Annotated in this window: 13 protein-coding genes and 3 pseudogenes; 11 read left to right on the top strand and 5 right to left on the bottom strand. The window is 36.1% G+C overall.

Going from position 1 to position 19,760, the window contains the following annotated elements:
- From EAE92_RS22830 to EAE92_RS22805, 6 genes are all read left to right on the top strand, one after another.
- Positions 1 to 240, top strand: a 240-nt coding sequence (locus tag EAE92_RS22830; RefSeq protein WP_214066812.1) for a transposase, incomplete at its 5' end; no start/stop codon positions are given.
- 166 nt (positions 241 to 406) lie between these two features.
- Complete coding sequence (locus EAE92_RS22825; protein ID WP_246545360.1) at positions 407 to 982, top strand: HNH endonuclease; 576 nt, start codon at positions 407 to 409, stop codon at positions 980 to 982.
- Between the two features lie 3 nt (positions 983 to 985).
- Complete coding sequence (locus tag EAE92_RS22820) at positions 986 to 1,444, top strand: SMI1/KNR4 family protein (RefSeq protein WP_214069700.1); 459 nt, start codon at positions 986 to 988, stop codon at positions 1,442 to 1,444.
- A 1,283-nt stretch (positions 1,445 to 2,727) separates the two neighbouring features.
- Positions 2,728 to 2,958, top strand: a complete 231-nt coding sequence (locus EAE92_RS22815) for a hypothetical protein (RefSeq protein WP_110087411.1) — start codon at positions 2,728 to 2,730, stop codon at positions 2,956 to 2,958.
- Positions 2,959 to 4,534: 1,576 nt separating this feature from the next.
- A complete protein-coding gene (locus EAE92_RS22810; protein ID WP_214069699.1) occupies positions 4,535 to 4,903 on the top strand; it encodes a hypothetical protein in 369 nt (122 codons plus the stop codon).
- A gap of 57 nt (positions 4,904 to 4,960) precedes the next feature.
- Positions 4,961 to 5,098, top strand: a complete 138-nt coding sequence (locus tag EAE92_RS22805; protein WP_214069698.1) for a DcrB/PsbP domain-containing protein — start codon at positions 4,961 to 4,963, stop codon at positions 5,096 to 5,098.
- 853 nt (positions 5,099 to 5,951) lie between these two features.
- Here EAE92_RS22805 and EAE92_RS22800 read toward each other — a convergent pair.
- The 4 genes and pseudogenes from EAE92_RS22800 to EAE92_RS22790 form a co-directional block, all read right to left on the bottom strand.
- A pseudogene (locus tag EAE92_RS22800) lies at positions 5,952 to 6,434 on the bottom strand (aminotransferase class I/II-fold pyridoxal phosphate-dependent enzyme); the annotation flags it as partial.
- A gap of 11 nt (positions 6,435 to 6,445) precedes the next feature.
- Positions 6,446 to 6,628 carry a hypothetical protein gene (locus EAE92_RS25500; RefSeq protein WP_425516796.1) on the bottom strand — a complete coding sequence of 61 codons (183 nt, stop codon included), beginning with the start codon at positions 6,626 to 6,628 and terminating at the stop codon, positions 6,446 to 6,448.
- 152 nt (positions 6,629 to 6,780) lie between these two features.
- Positions 6,781 to 7,140, bottom strand: a pseudogene (locus EAE92_RS25495) (PTS transporter subunit EIIC); the annotation flags it as partial.
- A gap of 442 nt (positions 7,141 to 7,582) precedes the next feature.
- Complete coding sequence (locus EAE92_RS22790) at positions 7,583 to 8,311, bottom strand: LuxR family transcriptional regulator (RefSeq protein ID WP_214069696.1); 729 nt, start codon at positions 8,309 to 8,311, stop codon at positions 7,583 to 7,585.
- A 490-nt stretch (positions 8,312 to 8,801) separates the two neighbouring features.
- Between EAE92_RS22790 and EAE92_RS22785 the strand changes: the two genes are divergently transcribed.
- The 5 genes and pseudogenes from EAE92_RS22785 to EAE92_RS22765 all read left to right on the top strand — a co-directional run bounded on the left by EAE92_RS22785 (position 8,802) and on the right by EAE92_RS22765 (position 18,673).
- Positions 8,802 to 9,371, top strand: a complete 570-nt coding sequence (locus EAE92_RS22785) for an AidA/PixA family protein (protein ID WP_214069695.1) — start codon at positions 8,802 to 8,804, stop codon at positions 9,369 to 9,371.
- Positions 9,372 to 9,636: 265 nt separating this feature from the next.
- A pseudogene (locus EAE92_RS22780) lies at positions 9,637 to 10,515 on the top strand (IS630 family transposase).
- 723 nt (positions 10,516 to 11,238) lie between these two features.
- Positions 11,239 to 11,829 carry an inclusion body family protein gene (locus EAE92_RS22775; RefSeq protein ID WP_214069694.1) on the top strand — a complete coding sequence of 197 codons (591 nt, stop codon included), beginning with the start codon at positions 11,239 to 11,241 and terminating at the stop codon, positions 11,827 to 11,829.
- 668 nt (positions 11,830 to 12,497) lie between these two features.
- Entirely contained in the window at positions 12,498 to 14,165 is a 1,668-nt protein-coding gene (locus EAE92_RS22770) for a ShlB/FhaC/HecB family hemolysin secretion/activation protein (protein ID WP_214069693.1), read from the top strand.
- Between the two features lie 65 nt (positions 14,166 to 14,230).
- Complete coding sequence (locus EAE92_RS22765; protein WP_214069692.1) at positions 14,231 to 18,673, top strand: hemagglutinin repeat-containing protein; 4,443 nt, start codon at positions 14,231 to 14,233, stop codon at positions 18,671 to 18,673.
- A 247-nt stretch (positions 18,674 to 18,920) separates the two neighbouring features.
- Here EAE92_RS22765 and EAE92_RS22760 read toward each other — a convergent pair whose 3' ends face one another.
- Complete coding sequence (locus tag EAE92_RS22760) at positions 18,921 to 19,469, bottom strand: hypothetical protein (RefSeq protein ID WP_214069691.1); 549 nt, start codon at positions 19,467 to 19,469, stop codon at positions 18,921 to 18,923.
- Positions 19,470 to 19,760 lie beyond the last annotated feature (291 nt).

Raw genomic sequence — 19,760 nt, 5'->3', positions numbered from 1 at the left:
AGTGTTAAGCTTCCTTATTTTCAGTGGGTTAACACAATGATAAGTAATGTAAAAAATTCGATACGCGGAACATATCATTCGATTAGCAAAAAGTATTTACCTCGTTATCTTGCCGAATTCTGTTTCAGGTTCAATTGGCGCTTTAACCTTAAAAAAACATTCGAACAGCTTATTTATTCATGTATCCGGGCAGCACCTATACCTGAGTATTTACTCAAGCTAGCTGAGATTCGATGGTAATCAGGTAATTCTATGTATAACAATGGGTTGAAGAAGGCTATGTGTAGCATAATTACGAAACGTTATTTACAAAGATATAGATCTCCATATTTAGATGAATAATATCTAATACAATATATAGGCCGGAAAGATCCCACGAGATCCTCCGGCTTTCTGATGATCTATCTTGGCATACAGCTATGTCCATGATCCGGTCAACTGGATTGACCCGCTGGGGCTAGATGGGGGTCCGAATCCGTACAGTTACGTGCCTAATCCGGTAAACTGGATAGATCCAATCGGGCTACTTGGGGGAGAAAATCTATATTCATACGTTGGAAATCCAACGGGGTTTATAGATCCGCTGGGTTTATCTGGTCTTGGTATAGTTGGGAGTATGGTCAGGAAGGTGAAAGGCCGCTTACCAATTAATAGCAAGCATGCCGGGAAAATATATCCAGCAAGTGAGTTATCAGTTGAAATAAGAAATAAATATCCGCATGGTGTGCCATTTACCCATTCAGGGTTTCCAGATTTTTCTCGATATTCTATTAAGAACGTAAGAATTGAGCTTGGAAAAAACCGAACGGTTGATTTTGCCAGGGCAGAAGCAGGATATAGCAGAAGTAATCCTCGACCAACCGGATATACGTGGCATCATCACCATGATTCAGGTTATATGCAGCTAATCCCAACAGATCTACATAGCAAAGTGAAGCATACAGGTGGAGTAGCTACGAAAAAATGTCCAAAGGGAAAATAAATTATGGTTACTAATATTATTGATTTTAAAGGACCAATTGACGAAAGTTCAATCATTGATTTTGAAAATGAGATAGGAAACTCTCTTCCAAATGACTATCGTAATTTTCTAAAGAAATATAATGGGGGCTATCCTGATCCTGATGCTTTTCTCTTTTTAAATGATGAAGAGGATGGCTCATCTGTTGATCGATTTCTTAATTTAGGCTGTGAAAAACATCATGATCTAAGAAATTACTTTATTGATTATAAAGATAGGATTCCTCCAAAATTTTTGCCAATAGCTCATGATTCAGGTGGTAATTTGGTATTGATTTCTTTATCAAACGATATTTCTGGGGTGTTTTTTTGGGATCATGAATTTGAAGCAGATGAAGGAGAGTTGCCAGATATGAGTAATGTTCATCTCATCAGTCATACATTCACCGATTTTTTATCAGTTTTGTATAGGTTAAATATTTAATTTTATTAAGAAGCCGGAAAGATCCCCGTGATCTTTCGGTTTTGTTATTTTTATACTTAAAATAAATATCTTACAGGGTTGGACTTATATATTAAATATATATCTTAAAATCGATAAAATATAAAATATAAAATATAAAATATAAAATAAATAAGAAGATAAACAAAGGAATAATACAAAGAAATATAAAACTCATAGTAAATATATACATATGCTATATTTTAGTTATTTTATTCTGTTTTCTCCCTGAAATCGCAAAAAGCCGGAATCGCTTCCGGCTGGTTTCTTTCTCACCGTGGTGAATACCCATGCCACGCCGACGCCGACTGGTTAGTGTAATGGCAAGGCATAAAGGTAATCACGGATATACTGATGCAATGCTCTGGATAAAATAAATCTACATCAATCAATACCATATCGAAATAATGTGACTCAAACTACAAAATTATAGTTAAAAAAGATATGGCGAATGGCAATATTATTAAATCCAAAGATAGGTATAACACTAATATTCAGGGGGAAGACGTAAATTAAAAAGTAAGACAAAGCATCTTTGATCTCTGGAGTAAAATTTTAGGATAATTTAATCTGGGTGAGATAATAAATTTTCATATGGAAACTGTTGAATTTTTTAAAAGCTCGGATTCTTATCCGGTTCTATTGAAAAGTTTAATGAATATGAAATGATTGATAATAAAGACAGAGCATTAAAGCTGCTTTTCGATCAAGACATACCAGGTAACTACATGGTTTGGAGTGATTTTTCTCTGATCTAGCATCAGAGTTTTATCTTCATGAGGATTATAAAAAACAGAAAAGGATATCCTTGATAGAATAAAAATATCTACCCAAGATCAAGTTAAAGAAAAGATGAGAAAAAGAAAATGATATCTTATAAGAAAGAAACAAGGGTTAGTTGATAACATAAAATACGATAACTTTCAAATAAAGTAAATGACGAATGTAATGACAGGTTAAATATTATAAACATTTATCGATATTTATTTTCTTTTAATCAAAACGCTAAATTAGAAACAATATTTTTTCTGTTTAAAAAAAGAGTTATGCAGTGTGGTATAAAAAAGATAAAAAGACATTAGTTATTTTTAATCCTATTCTTTTGACGAACAGTTAATAAAGAGTCTGGCGCTGGCCTACGGGGATTACCATCAAAAAGAGCTGCTGGCGGATATGGGACTTTATCAGGGCGCGATTGAATGGCTCCGTGATCATGGATGGACGCCACCAGATTAATATCTTAGTTAATAGTATTAGGGTATAACATGAAAATATATGGTTATGAATCAGAAGATAGTGACTTGGTTAGCTTGAATGAAATCACGTTTCAAGCATCTGTTGATGAACTTAAGGAATTAGTTTTATTCATAAATCACTCTATTTCTCTAATTGAACTTAATGGAGATACATTTGATCATGAACACCTTAGTGATTTTATTAAAAACAAAGAAAACAAGAAACCAGATGTAATAATTACATCAATGAAAAAGCAATAATTTAGTTTTACGTTGCATTAAATAATAAATAAAACCGAAAAGATCCTTCGAGATCTACCGGAAGCATACCTATTTTAAGCTAGAGCACTGGAGCTTATAGATTACGTCCTTCATCTGACAGGCTTCCTCTGATTTTAAAAAAGGCAGATATCAGAAGATAACCGATCCTAAAATCGATGATCACCCTATTTATGAATAATAAACTTGAAGATAAGTTATTACTGCTAAGAACAAAGAGATATATTGACAAAATTCACGGGATTTAAAATATATTTATATCTTTATCTAATGAAAAAAATTTTCAATGGCACCAGGAAGTATATAGCAATATTTTGAAAGAAAAAGAAACGCCACAATACAAATTAAATATTCCTGCAAAAGAGGAGGGAATGTACTCGTATATGCGTTCTAAAATACATATTGGTGAAGACTATGCTTACTATATTTTTTTGAAGGAATAGTGATATTTCCGTTTAATATTGTTGATTTACAAAAATTTTTATCTAGCTGTTATGCATTAAATAGAACGCTCGATGTGTGTATTTTATTACTGAACCCAATGAGAGTTATTGTTATAAGTGAGGAAGAGTACGAGTTAAGCATGTACGATAAGACTATATAAACATAGCACATTGCCGGAAGTTCCTGCGATTTTCCAATAAACCTTATTCATAAGCGATACGATAATGATGAAAGTAGAAAAAAATCAGTAAATCAGTAAATCAGTAAATCAGTAAATCAGTAAATCAGTAAATCAGTAAATCAGTAAATCAGTAAATCAGTAAATCAGTAAATCAGTAAATCAGTAAATCAGTAAATCAGTAAATCAGTAAATATAAAAAGCAGGTACTAAAAGTAATAAAAACAACGGTTAAAATTTTATACCGATTAAAACCATAAGTTAAAACAACAACTTTTAACCGCAGTTTACAACCTGCTATTATAAAACTCAGAGCGAACACGATTTTATTTATTTTACTATATTTAATTCATTTATCAACGATTCAATACTCCGATTATTTTATATTTATCTAACTTGCTATTATCATTTAAAAATGCCAACTATAGAAATATTGAAACGTTTATATAAAAGACAGATTTAACTGAACAAATGAAATTTTCACAAAAAAGTTAATTATATTTGATCAAAACCCATTAACCACTAATAAAGAGTTGAAAAACAATTGTCAGTTAAAAGAACAATATCCGAAAAAATTAATATTCAGATGTTTTCTTACCGTTATTTCACGAAGAAAATCATAAATAATAATGTAATAAGTCAGGCGTAAAACAGTTAACTTAGCAGGATTTTAGCGCTAAAAAAGAGGTATCTTTATATCATCAGGTTATTGGCTGATTTATGAAGAAAAACATTAAAAATAATGTCATTTCAGAAGTTAAAAATAATGGTTTTTAATAGCATTTGTTGTCAAAATAATGAAAATGCGAAGACAGGTTATGACAGCATTGATGATATCTGGAAAGTATGGAATAAATCACAAGGTAAGATCAATCAAGGCTTAATAAACCGACGAGCAGCTGAGTTAAAAATATTTAATAATGGAGTCTATGAAAAATGGTAAAAAAAATGTTTTCTATTCTTATTGGGATTATTTCCATTTCACATTCTTATACATCGTTTGCGTCTTATACTTCATCATTGGAAACAAAGAAATTTATTATCACTATTCATGTTCTTTGTCCCGAAGGTGAAGTCACCTGTGATAACGTGATGTATGCTGGAGTCAGAAAAAAAGATAACGCCACGCTGACGCTTAAAGGGAAAACATTAAATAAAAACTGTCAGACAGGAACCTGTAACTTATATGGTTATGAATTCATGAATCGTGGTACGACATATACAATATATCTCGACGGGATATTAGAAATCACTCAAGGGAATAAGTTGCTTTTATCAGAAGTCGGAAAATGGCACGCCCAATAATTATTTCATATTAAATAAATTGCTTTTTTCTATCTCATTTTTTAGCAGGAAAAGACTATGACTCAAAAAAAGACGTGCATCCCTTTTCACTTTAACGCCGGCACCATCAACGTGCCCCACGACTGGCGGGATGTCAGTATGCTGGCGCTCACCAGCCCCGATGACCACAACGGCAGCAGCTTCACCCTGCCCTAGGCTTCGACTTCCCCAGTTTGCCGAACGCGAAATCACTTCACTCAGTCAGCAGCTGAAAAACTGGCAGCTTATCGCCCAGGAAAACGGAGAGAAGAAGCTATCCGGATGAGATATCGGCCAATGGCTGATGGGTTATTACAATCAGTGCCGTCCTTACCGCTTTAATGATGGCGCTACCCCGGTAGAGAAAGAGGAATTCTGGAAAGAAGGCTAATAATGTATCCTAAATTAGTGGACCACTACAAATAACATTCTGTTTTCACGACTTTATTTACCGCCGCTTCTGCTTTAGAACGCGCCTTGGCCATTTATTAACCTACCGAGGCGAAGACTGGAGATTCCTGAAAACATCCTTAATCCCAGTTCAGACATTTAGCCAGCTTCTCTAATAATAGTGCTTCAACGTAAGTTAGATAAATTCCACTTAAGTGTCGAATAACCATAGAAACATATTTATTCGAACTAAAACATACAAATAAATAAATTTCATGATGGTAACTACACTAACAAATAAACTATTACATTTCCCCTGTTATCAATATAGGATAGAGCAGAACCTATAATCATTTTACTCCAAATGAGATTATTGTTATAGAAATAATTTATGATTGAAAGATGATTATATAAAATAATTTACCAGACCGTTAATTAAATTATTTTTAAATATTGGCATTCATTCATAAAATTATTTCACACAATTTAATATTTTAATAAAAATAAATTACATTAATACATTAAACTCTTTGTCTTGCTATTTAATGAAATTATCTTCCGATTATTTAATTAATATTTTATCAAAAAATACCTAATGACTATATTATCTAAAATCCGATCTGGTTTTATAATTTTATCTCTTGGTTTCTGGTTGCGATAGCAAAGTTTCAAGTTGATTCATATCGCACACCCAGTTATTGCCTTGTTTCTCAAGTGAGCAAGGAAGCAACCGTCGCTTATTCCCCTGAATAACTTTATAAAAACCATCATACGCAGGAGTGTGAACAACGATATTTTCAGACCAAATACGAATTAATTGCGACACCATGTAAATTACAGAAGGACCATAAACCACCCAATTTGTATTAATTTCGCAATTAAAACGTCGTTGGTACCAATGACGAATAGCACCAAGAAATTCTTCATGTTGCCAACGGCTGTAACCGAACACGCCATGATCCAGGCGTTTCTGTAACGCTTGGATCACACAGGGAGCAGTAGCAAAATCCATATCAGAGATGGTAAAAGGGAGAAGATCATCAGCGCCAAAACGATCTCCAACATAGTCCCATTGGGAATACCAAGTACCACGGCGATTAACCGGGGTGTCAAAGTCAAACATTGTTTTCTTCCTTAAATTAATGCATCAAGTTCATCTTTTATTGATTGTACTTGCGGCCCGATAACGACTTGTAAATTATGTTGATTGAGATAAATAATCCCCAGTATCCGTAAGTTCTTCAATTTTTCATTATCAACCAAGGATATGTTTTTAACAGATAAATGAAGACAAGTAATACAAGTATCCAGTGACACGATGTTATCTTTACTTTACCCCCTAAAGCAGCAAGCATTGCCGGAATATTATATCGTAACTGCTGGAGATCTATTCACTTTGTGATTATTATCAATTTCACATCTTGGTGTTTTGATATTAAGTCGGATGATATCAAATCGGAAAATAACGTAATAGCTAAAATTAATGTCGTTATGATAGAAACAAAACGTACTCCGTCCAAAAAGGCCAATGCATCGGGCAATCGGATGGTATTACAATGCTCATGAAGTAGATAAACAATAATGCCGACTATAACCGCCCCCAAAATACCAGTATCAATGGATTGAATGCCAAGAATATTTTGAATGTTGTTGGTTTTCAATATTGTGGATTCTGCCATTGGCAAGATACCTGTGGTTGTTAAATAAAAGTTGATCCCCAGATTAAATACTATAAAACCTATGAAGCTGGCAAAAGCTGCCACACCTTTATTTTCGCGTACCATATCTGGCAGGATAGCAATCGCGAACATAATGAGCATAATGAGCATAATGATTCCAGTGGATATTATTAGATACTATTTAATAAATAGCACTATGAATTATCTGGTGAAATGGTTTACTATTGATAAATATCTTAAAGGAGGATTATTGATTTGGTAGGAATACTAAAAGCTACTCAAAAAATTATTGCTATCCTTTAAATCACTCATATATTAAACAAAAAACAGGCAGAACCGTAAGATTACAATTCTGCCAAAGAAAAAATGCATTTGGTTGAGCCTGATTTTATATTTTGAATAGATATCATTGTCCTCTTATCAGAAAAATCTCTCCAATTCCTATTTACAACGGCACCAATAAAGATACGAAGGTAAAAAGTCAGTTTTTGTTCAAATTCTCCTAATAATCCATTTGAGCAATAGCATTAATCATTCAGTTAATTTATAAGGTAAAAAATATAATCATTTGATAATTGCAAATTGATATTAATTATATATAGCCAAGTAATGCCGCTTTAGCTATTGCCTGGAATTTATTCTTGCAATCCAGTTTCTTGACGATATTCATTAGGTGAAAATCAACTGTGCTTTTAGTGACACAAATGGTTGATGCAATTTCACTTGATGTCATCCCATCTGCGGTATATCTTAATACTTCTAGTTCTCTATGCGAAAATGAAGTATTATCGATATAGAACGATTGTAAATATTTTGTGTGTGATGTTAAGTATCTTATTATCCTAATATATACTCCTAAAATTTCTCCACTACATTTATACATTGTCTCGTTATCAATAGGCCCCTCTTTTCCCGCAACAGAAAATACTCCATAAGTTCCTGAAAACGCAGGAAGACCAAAGGTGATCCCAGAGCGAAAACCATATTTCTGATTCACATACCAAAGCTCTTGCCCATTAGATTTGGAAAAAAAATCTAAATCCCATATTTTTGAAAAAGAGGGCGGCACTGGTCGGAAATTGAGAACGGGATCAATCATCCAATACTTTTTTTCTATATAAATGGCCCTCCAAGATTCATGATAATTATTAAAGAAATACACTTCTCGGTTAGATATAGGAAAACGCGCCTTTAATAAAAGGGAGAACAAACTAAACCCCGAAATTTTGTTAATAAGTTCACAAATTTCAGCCACAAAATGGGGATCTACGTCTAATTTATGAAAATTATAAGGTAAGGTATATGGTCGATAAATATTCATTCAATGTCCTCTTGAAAATTAAGAATATTGATAGCGAATCCTAATATTTATTATAGTAGCAAAAGTTACACTTAATAAAGAAAATAATTATTTACTGTTATACAGAAGCAAGATTTGATAAACCACAATGTATTATTTGTAAACAAGAGAAATTATATCAATAAGATTAAAATATTAATAATCATGTAAAATAATATATATAAATATATTATAACCACATGAAGAATATCAAACTATTTTAAAGCAAATATAAGTAATTACTTAATGCTTTAATCTAAAACTTTATATTTTGTTTTTTAAAAAGAATAAATCAACCAAAATATTTAACTATATGAAGCAATACCTGATAAATATATGAGTAATTTTACCGTATAAACTATGATTTATACCAGTAGCTGTTTCAACTGTAATAGTTAATTATTAACCCAAGAGGTAGTTAGAGAATAAAAAATTCCAAATCATTAACGTTAAAATATAAAGAGTAGTTATAATGACTAATACTATTTTATCTAACAATACTGTTACAGCTGACGTTACCTTTGTTATTGATGTTGAGAAAATTCGTCACTCCGTTATGCAGGGACATCCTGCAATATCTATGGACCCCCTCAATCCAACAACAATCAACTCTGGAGTATATATAGCCACTTATACTCCAAAGGATGGACTAAAAGTTACCTCCTCATCTGGCGCCAATATAACTGTTCCCATTAGTTCAAATATTAGATGGAGGGCGACAACTGTATCTAATAATTTCGACTACTCTATTGTACTATATAAATTCCAGAAGCTAAGTTCAGGCCAAGATATCATATCTATCCCATCACAAATATGGTCACAGCGCCCTGGGGGTAAAGAAGTTCCAGTCATTCCTTCAGGGGTAAACGCCAATGAGGACGCACCTAAACTAGATTTTGTTGAACTTAACGATAGTTATTTTCAAGCAATAGCTCTGAAAAGAGGCTCCGAACAATATACATGGTGGTTTGCCGCTTATGATGGTAGAAATCTCTTAGGGTATTTCCGATACGATCCATATGTTGACGTAACTAATAATTAAGCACTTATATACTGTCATTTTCTACTGGAGAATTATTAAAATAATTTTCCAGTATTTTTATTTTTCACTTTCTCAATTTCACCTAAATATCTATGACAGACATCAACTCATATAATAATTAAGTTAAATGACATTATTAATTTATCAATAAAATCTCCCAATAAATAAATTTTCAAAATAATAGATCACTGGGAGGGAACTCAGTCCGATTTTTGCGATCTGATCAATTACCAAAAATTCCAAACCTCAACATGAATGCCAGAAAATGAGAAAACTTATCCATAAAACCCGCGATAAGAACTATTCCCGTCGATTGACGGCGTTGTTGACGCTCAATGAGGGATTGACGGTGACTTATGTCGCCAAAACCCTTCATGCCGCGCGCTCTTCCGTCAATCGTTGGGTTGAGTGGTTTACATTATGCTCTCGCTAGAGCCTTGAGCTTATGACTCATACTCTTAATGAATGACTCAATCTCTTTCTGACACAAAGTGTCCTCTATCGTTACTTTGCTCAGGCGGGGATTGTCTGGCGCAGAGCGGCGCCCACGGTAAAACAACCTGATCCTGAATATGAGGAGAAAATGGCAAAGATCACGGAAGCCAAAACGAATATTTCAGAAAAACATGCCATTTTCTATGAAGATGAGGTGAATTTTGATTTAAACCCGAAAATCGGCGCGGACTGGTGTTTCAAAGGATAACAAAAACGGGTTATCACCCCGGGAAAAAATGAAAAACATTACCTTGCGGGTTGCTTCAATGCCCAGACAGAGCAAGTCACCTATGTTAAAGGAATAAAAAAGAACTCTGATTTATTTATCAAAATGTTAGATGAACTGAATCATCAATATCCCCATGCGGAAACTCTCACATTAACCTTAGATAACTACGGTATTCATAAAAGTCAGAAGGTAAAGGAGTGGCTGGCACAACATCCCAAATTTACTCTGTTGTTTTTACCGGTCTATTCACCGTGGCTAAATAAAATATAACGGTTATGGCAATCGCTCCATAAGACAATAACGCGAAATCATTGTTGTCAATTTATGTGGCAGTCGCTTAATTATGTTGATGTCTTTTTGGCATCGTTTTCATCACAGCAAAATCCAGGAAGGCAAAAAATGAGTGTAGCACTATTATGAAGTCTTATTTATATAAGTAAAATTTATTCCCACCCATAAATTCAAAAATCTTCTGACAACTAATTCCGCCATTAATTCAGATGATATTCTCCATACTAACTATTTAGCCAAAAACACTTATAAAAAAATATTAAACTCGATATTATCATTTCTCAAACCGAATAACAGTGAATTAAAACCCAGATTATTACTTGTTTGTTTGGGTTAAACTTTTCTTCCTTTAAAAATCCTCCTGTTACATCCCGCTCTATTATTTAAAAAACATCACCTGTTATTAATTACATTTAATAAATAGAATGATTATTTACTGTTATACAGAAGCAAAATCTGATAAGCCACCATGTATTATTCGTAAACAATAGAAATTATACCACTAAGATCATAACTTTAGTAATTTGGTAAAACAATATATATAAATATATTATGGCTATATGAGTAACATTAAACTATTTTCAAGTCAATATAAGTGATTATTTAATATTTTACTCTGAAAATTTATATTTTATTATTTACAACAATAAATTAATTAATATATTGAATTATATAAAGTAACACCTGATAAATATATGAGTAATTTTCCCATATAAACTATCATTTATACCAGTAGCTGTTTCAACTTTAATAGTTAATCATATAAAAAGAAAGTTATTAGAATAATAATTAGTAAACAAAATAATCTTTCAATTCCTAATAAATAGTTTAAATATGTAAAGAGGTGTTATAATGAGTGAAATCATTCAGGGTAAAGATGATATTGCTATAACCAGGAACGCTGTTACAGCTGATGTGACCTTTGTTATTGATATTGATTCAATAATTGAATATCTTAGCACTAATAATCTTAAAAGTTCTCTGGACCCTAAAGATCCAACAATTATCCGTCAGCATGTATATATAGCTAATTATACTCCAGAGTTTGGACTAAAAGTGGCGAGTTCATCTGGCGCCCGCGTAACTGTTCCTATTAATGCAAATATTAGGTGGAGGGCTACAACTGTATCCAATAATTTCGACTATACAATTATACTGTATAAATTCAAAAAGCTTAGTACAGGACAAGATGTCGTCTCTGTCCCATCACAAATATGGTCACAGAACCCTATAGGCAAAAAAGTTCCAATGGTCCCTTCAGGAATTAATGCAAATGAGGATGAACCTAAGGTAATTTTTGTTGAATCTCAAGACAGTTATTTCCAAGCAATAGCTCATAGACCAGGTGTAGAGCAATATACATGGTTCTTTGCTGCTTATGACGGCAAAAAACTCCTAGGCTATTATCGATATGATCCATATGTTGAAGTAACTAATAACTAATCATTTGTATATTGTCATTTTCTACTGGAAAATTATTAAAATAGTTTTCCAGTATTTTTATTTTTCACTTTACTTAAATGTCCGCAATAAACACTAATTTATATAATAATATCACCACCGTATAGAGAAAAGCATTTAACATCCAGGTAAGTCTATTCTTCTCCATGATTTTAACAATCTTCCGACAATTATTCCGTCATCGGTTCAAATGATTTTCTCTCTATTATTTATTTCTTTAGCTAAAATAACTTACAGGAACTATTACATCTGACATTATCGTCTATCAAGCTAAACAACAGTGAATTAAAATTTAGCTTATTCTTACCTTCTTCGATTAAACTTTCCTTTCTTCAAAAATCTTCCTAGTACAGCCCACGCTATTATTTAAGAAAAACATCACCTGTTACTTATTCCACTTAAGTTAATTCATTAATAAGCAATAAAATCATTGCTCTTATTAACTCATTATTATCCGAATAACCAACTAATTGAAATTTCTAATAGAAAATCGAGATATAAAAGAAACGCCACTCGTTAATCAGAGCAAGATATAACCAGGAGTGTGCTTTAATAACAAATAAACTAGCCAATACGCATGTCATTACTATCGGGCTATCACCCTATATTTATGTTTTATGGAATAAAATATCATCCTTATCGGTGAATGAATGATAAAAAGAATATCTATTTTAATATTGGGTTGTATTTCCTTTCAGATAATCGCTTCACCGGCAGAGGTAAATGATAATCTGCCAATGACTGAGGCGAGAAGAACGCTGCAAGATAGTTCCCGGGAAATTAACCAACTGATAGAACAACGCCGATATCAGCAATTAAAGCAGCAGGCTAATACCGTTGCTGAGTCAACTCCTGCGCCAGTATTGCCCGAATCTAAGCAATGTCTGCCGTTAACCGGTGTTTACCTTAAAGGGATTTCTCTGCTCTCGGTTCGGGATTTAAGTACGCTCAGCGCTTTGTCCCCGGAGTGTATCAGCAGTCATGATATCAATCGGCTCAGCCACGAACTGACTCACCTTTATATCAGTAAAGGCTATATCACCGCCCGTATTCAGTTTATTGCGCCTAATGCCGATGGAGAGTTAGGGCTAAACCTTATCGAAGGGTTTATTGAGAAAATTGAAGGCGGTGATCGCTGGGTGAATAGTCGTATGTTATTTCCCGGTCTGGAAAAACAACCGCTCAATATCACGCAACTCGATCAAGGTTTAGATCAAGCTAACCGGCTACAGTCCAATAAAACCACCCTGGATATTTTACCGGGAACGGTAAATGGCGGTTCGGTGATTAAACTGCATAATCAGCGCAGTAAGCCTTGGTTATTGAATATCAAAACTGATAATTATGGGCAAAAGAGCACTGGGAAATGGCTGGTCCGCACAAATACCAGTTTTGACAGTCCATTTGGTTTATCCGATTTCATCAGCCTGAATGCCAGTAGTACGTTAGATAGCCCATCAAACCGATATAGCCGTGCTTATACTCTGCTTTATTCAGTGCCCTACGGCGCCGCGACATTCAGTGGGTTCGGTAGTTATTCTCAATATGCCAGCCGCCCCCATTTACAAATGAGAACCATAAAGATTTATGGCGATACTCAGCAAATCGGCATGCGTTCTGATTTTGCCTTCTATCGTAATCAATCTCAAATTAATAGTGTCAGCGGGCAACTGACTTACAAGAATTACAATAATTACATCAACGATGCCAAGATTGGCGTCAGTAGCCAAACATTGAGTGTCTTTGAACTCGGCGTTAATCATTTACATATCATTCCAACCGGATTAATCACGCTCAATCTGAGCGTTGAACAAGGTTTGCCCTGGTTTGGAGCACAAATCGGCACCTCTTATCTCGATAAACAGTTCACCAAAGGCAAGTTGATGGTCAATCTGCATCAACGTTTTATGCTGTTCAACTCGCTTTATCAGCTCAATAACCTGTTTTATGGACAATACAACCGGCGCGGTCTGCCCGGCGTCGAATGGCTAAATATCACTGATCGGAATGCAGTGCGGGGATTTAGCAAAAATACGCTATCCGGGGATAACGGCTGGTATTTGCAAAATACACTGTCCCGGACATTTCCCCTCGCCAGCAGCACATTATCAATGCGTATCGGCATTGATACCGGCCGGGTTCAGGGATATCGCAGCCCACAAGGTTGGCAAAGCAGCGCCGGTATCAGTTCCGGCGCCACGCTGAAATACCAGCGCATGGTATTCGATATAGAAACCAGCCGAGGAAAGTTACTTTCCAATCGCCAAGCATCTGATGAGCCCATTCAGGTGCTAGTCCGTTTTTCTTACACCTTTTGATGGTTTTAAGCAGTACCCAACGCTGTACACACAGCAATATAACTAAATATATAGAGACTTAATGTATGAAAAACAAAAAATTCAGGTTATCCCCTACCGGCAAGCTCGCCGCTTCTATGGCAATCATTCTTGTCTCTTGTTCTACCAGTTTTGCCAGTGAAATCGTTGGTGGCGGCGATCCAGCACACCATCCCGATATTTTCGCTGCCGAAGGTAAAGCAACGGTTGTGAATATCGTGACACCCTCCTCTTCCGGGCTGTCACATAACCAATATCTGGATTACAACGTCGGTCAGATGGGCGTCGTCCTAAATAACGCGCTGAAGGAGGGACAATCACAATTAGCGGGTCAGCTCGCCGCTAACCCTAATTTAAATGGTCAAGCCGCCAGTCTGATTCTGAATGAAGTTATCAGCAGGAACCCTTCCCTGTTATTAGGTCAACAGGAAGTGTTTGGTATCGCAGCAGATTATATATTGGCAAACCCAAACGGTATTACCTGTAATGGATGTGGCTTTATTAATACTAACCGCGCGTCTCTGGTGGTGGGTAATCCATTGGTAGAACAAGGTAATTTACAAGGTTTCAGCACATTTGATAATCAGAACAGCCTGAGAATTAAATCGGATGGTTTAATCGCCAATGCGATCCTTGATCTTATCGCACCGAAAATTGATAACCGAGGCCCAGTCACCGCTCAGAAAGAGATTAATGTAATCAGTGGCGAAAATAAAACCTCAGCCACAGGGGAAATCATTGATTCTCAACAAGAGTTAACCGGTGTGCTGGATAGCTATTATCTCGGCAGTATGCAAGCCGGGCGTATCCGTCTACTTAATACGGCAAAAGGCAGTGGAGTTAATTTGCAAGGTTCTCTCACTGCCAGTGATGAGATTACGGTTAATTCCCACGGTAATCTCAATTTAGAAGCGGCACACCTGCAAGGCGGAAATGTTGCGCTCACAGGTAATAATATTGAAGTAAAAGGCAAAGTCAGCGAATCAGCATATAGCCGTGATGGCAGCAATAATTACCAAAGCTATTTCAGCGGTTCTTATGTCAATAATAGTAAAAGTAGCCAGTCACTCGCCCGCACTCAACTAGCAGGCAAAAATATCTCATTGGTCGCCAACAGTAATAACCGAATTACAGCCACTGATATCGTGGGTGATAATGTTAATCTGAGTGGCGCTAATCTGACTTTAGATGGGCAGCAGTTAAAGCAATCCACTAAAAATATTGATAACCAATGGAGTTATTCCCGGCGCCATGAGGTGACTCGGGAAAGTGAAAAACTGCATCAGGCAGGGAATACGATAACCGCCCGGCAGAATGTGAATTTAAATGCCGTTGAAGGCGATGTTAAGATCCGTGGCAGCCAAATAAATGCCAACGATAAGCTGGCCGTTACCGCGAAAAAAGATGTACAGATTGCCGGTTTAACTGAAATAGAAACATCATCAGAAAAAGGCTATAAAAAAAATCACACGGCTAAATTGCAGACCGGAAGTTGGGAAGTGAGTAAACAGACCGAGCGCTTGATTGCCAGTGAATTACAAGCCGGTAGTCATCTTGATATTAAAGCAGGAAATCAAGCCGAGATTTTTGGGGCGAAAGTCCACGCAGGTCAAAATCTAACTCTGGAAGCCGGTAAACAACTGCAAATCGATGTTCAGAAAACGGCTAATAGCGGTGCTGTATATGATGATAAAAGATACTGGGGCGGTATCGGCGGCGGTGGGAATAAAGACAATAGCGAGCTGAAAGAAACCAGCCATGCATCTGAATTAACGGCGAATGGGCGTTTATTGCTGTCAGGCTATGAGGGTATCGCCATCACCGGCAGCAAAGTGAAAGCGACCCAAGGTGCTTTTGTAAATGCTAATAGTGGTAAATTAACCATCGATAATGCGGTCAGTTATATCGACCAGAAAGTTGATGAGCGAACAGGCACCGTACTCAACATCACTAATAGTTCAAAAAGAACCAATAGCCAGCAACAGAAATCTCATGGCAGCGAGTTGGTTTCTGAAGCGGATCTCAAATTACTCGGTGATGAAGATATCAATATTATTGGCAGTCAGGTGCGAAGTAGCGGCGCACTTAACCTGAACACATCCGGTAATATCAAAGTACTCTCTTATGGCGAACAGAAACAGGTTGATAAACAAAGCACTTCTCTGGAGCCGCAAAGCCACTTCCAACCAAAGGGGGACAAACAGTATCGTGCCGGAGTAGGTATTGAACATACCAGTAACAGTCAAAAAAATCAGACGATAACACAGCAAGCTTCCACGTTAAGTGGAGGTAGCATCACTCTTGATGCTGATAAAGATGTCACCCTGCGTGGTTCCAATCTGGTGACGACTACAGGTGATGCTAAGATCACCGGTGCGAATGTTCATCTGTTAGCCGCGGATAATAAAAAATCCGAAGAGAAATCTCAGAGTAAAAAGTACGTTGGCGCCTATCTTACCGGAGGAATCGATAAAGTCGGTTCCGGTATTCATGGTAGTTATGAAGGTAACAACAATAATCATACCAGTACAACTGCCGTTGTTTCCGGTTCTCAAATCGCAGGTAATTTGCACATTAAAACCAACGGTGAATTGGTTCAGGAAGGGACGAAGCATGAAGTCAATGGCGCTTATACCGCTGAGGCAGGCAAAGTCAGCAATCTGGCCGTATCGAATACGACAGCAAATACCAACCACAAACTACAAGTTGGCACAGATATTGGCGTCAATGTCGATTATAGCGCGGTCACTCGCCCAATGGAGAAAGTGGTCAAAGAACCCGCTAAATCTGCGCTGGATGGCACTTTAACCAAAAAAGGCATACCCAATTTCGGAGCGGATATTGCCGCTAACGGCAGTAGCATCGTAACCGCGAACAAAAAATCCGAAGCGGTTGTGACTTCTGTTCAGGCTAGCGATATCGTCATTAAAACCAACGGCGAACTGTATGACCAAGGTACTCAATATCGTGCTGATAAGGGTAACGTTACACTGACTGCCGGTAGCCATAACAGTGAAGCAGCACAGAATCACCGCCAAAGCAGCCACAGTGAAACCCGCGGCAATGCTGACTTACGTGTTTACACCACCACCGGTGAAGATATCTCTGGTAATGGTAAAGGCAAAGGCGGCACACAAAGCAGCCATACTGTGACAACCGAAGCAGTAACCAGCCGGATTACCGCAGCGGATGACATTAATATCCGTGTCGAAAGGGATGCCGAATATCAAGGCACATCTCTGAATGCTGGCGCCGGCAAAGCCAATATCGATGCTAAAGGTGATATCCGTTTTGATAACGCCACCAATAGCATAACGAAAACAGCGACCGGTTATAACGGCGAAGCATCAGCTAAAGGGGGGAACTCTCCAGAAGGCAAGAATGTGCATATCGGTCTTGGCGGCGGTTACAACACAGATAGCAAGAATAGTACCACAGCTCAGGTCAGTGAGATTGGCGGTAAACAAGGCATCAATCTAAGTGCTGGCAATAACCTGACGTTGAAAGGCGCTGAAGTGACCGGTAAGCAAATCAACCTGAATGCTAAACAAGGTAATGTTGAACTGGTATCTGCTCAGGATCGCATTAATAACGATGGTTGGGAATTTAACCTGAAAGGCAATGGAGGTAATGCAAGTTCGATCAAGAAAGCGGAAGATGACACTACCACCACGACCACAAAACAGAACTTCGGCGGGGAAGTCAAAGCAGGTATTGATCGCCTGCAAGCAACAACCCAACGTAATAGCCATATCAAAGGTGAAAATGTCGTGATCAATAGCGGCGGTGATACGACAGTTGCCGGAGCACGGATAGAGGCAGATCAGGTAAAAGGCAATATTGGTGGTGATTTACGAGTTGAAAGCCGTAAGGATACTGAACATGGGTTAAATGTCGGTGTTGATGCTGGCATGAATTACACCAAAGAATCCAAAGTAAAAAGTGACGATATCCCTAAAGACGAGTCAACTAAGGATGATTCGTCTAAAGACGATGTGTCGAAAGATGAGATATTGAAAGATGATCCAGCTAAAAACCCAACCGAAGAGCCACAACCGAAAGGATGGCAGGAAAGATTAACCTCTGCGTTTGATAGTCTTAATAATATTAAAGGCATTAATGGGGTTACAGGTAAACTTAAAAGCAATGTCGATATTAAAGATCGAGAAAATGTCGGCGAACAATCGGCTATTTCCGGTAATCAAGGGGTTAATTTAGATGTAACAGGAAATACTCATCTAATTGGCGGACAGATTGGTAGCGAGAAAGGTAATGTCATTCTTAATACCCAAAATGTGGAGCAACAATCTGTTACCGGCTATGACAATAGTAAAGGCGGTAACGTTGCATTACCTGATTCTGTTAGCGGAATTGTTAAAGCAGTTCAGGAAGGTGTATTGTCCGGCAAAATACCTTTGGTGAAAACGTATAGTAATGAAACCGAAGCTAGTACAACTAATGGCGAAATAATTAATCGTAAATCTGATTAATTTGTTCTTTTATAAAAGATCCTTCAAATGAGGGATCTTTTTATTGCTACGTATATTGAATATTTCAATAATTCCAATTGACAATAAACAACTTTTCAAAATAGTAAATTGCAGGTTATATATTTTTCCACTTTCATACCATAGTAGAGCCAACATGCCTTTTAAACCATCATAAAATGCCCGCTAACTGTAAAGCAAAACCATAGCGTCTTACACTTCCAACAATATTTTCTATAAAAATAAGCAACTATTCCTTATATAGGTTATTTTTTTCGGATTGATTTTCATTTGAGGGAGATATCTCATAGAACATATTACGCTTACGTTTGCTCGATGTGCCATGATATCTTTTGATAAACAGTTGACTGTTTTCTTTTGTTAAAAAGTAATATTCAGGGAAATTACTCTCTGGATATAGTAAACTGGCAAAATTAGGTACAATTTGATTTTTGTCACGATAATCAGGATAAGGGAAGTATTCTTCAAAATAAACGATTTTTTTGTTTTTGATAAAAATAAATTTCACCCCAACATCAATAAATTGATAATGCATACCAATCGCCTTTTCTATAGATTTAGGACGAGTTCCTGTAGGGAATATATAGGCACGATCCCAATGAAATGGTGTTATTTTACTTAAATCAATTAAGCATTCCTGATTTATTTGGCAATGTTCATTGGTATAATCGGCAATGGCCTCTCTAACATCCCATTTTTTGAAAAAAATAAAATAAACAGAGACAAAAATAGAAAATATGATTAAAACAATAGATAAATTTTTATTCATTAATTTCATCTTCAATTTTCTCCTTATACATAACTAATTTTTATTCATACTTCTTTCTTATATTATAATAAAATGTCACTTATTAGTAATTATTTTTTGAGGATTTTGAATGTCTTTTATATCAGGATAGATATAGTATAAGTTATACATAGTAACCATATGCCATAATTTTTCCTGATTATCACTTAAATTCAGCTCCCATAGGCGTATACTTAAAATAAGTCTGTGTGGAGGTAAATGAAAATGGCTAAAAATCAGATTCAATTCCAAAAAGGCATTTCTATTCATGAGTTTATTTCA

This window comes from Photorhabdus hainanensis (assembly GCF_018448965.1).
GTDB classification, from domain to species: Bacteria; Pseudomonadota; Gammaproteobacteria; order Enterobacterales; family Enterobacteriaceae; genus Photorhabdus; species Photorhabdus akhurstii.
Note: the sequence above shows the minus strand (reverse complement) of the source record. Positions and strands in the feature narration are given on the sequence as shown.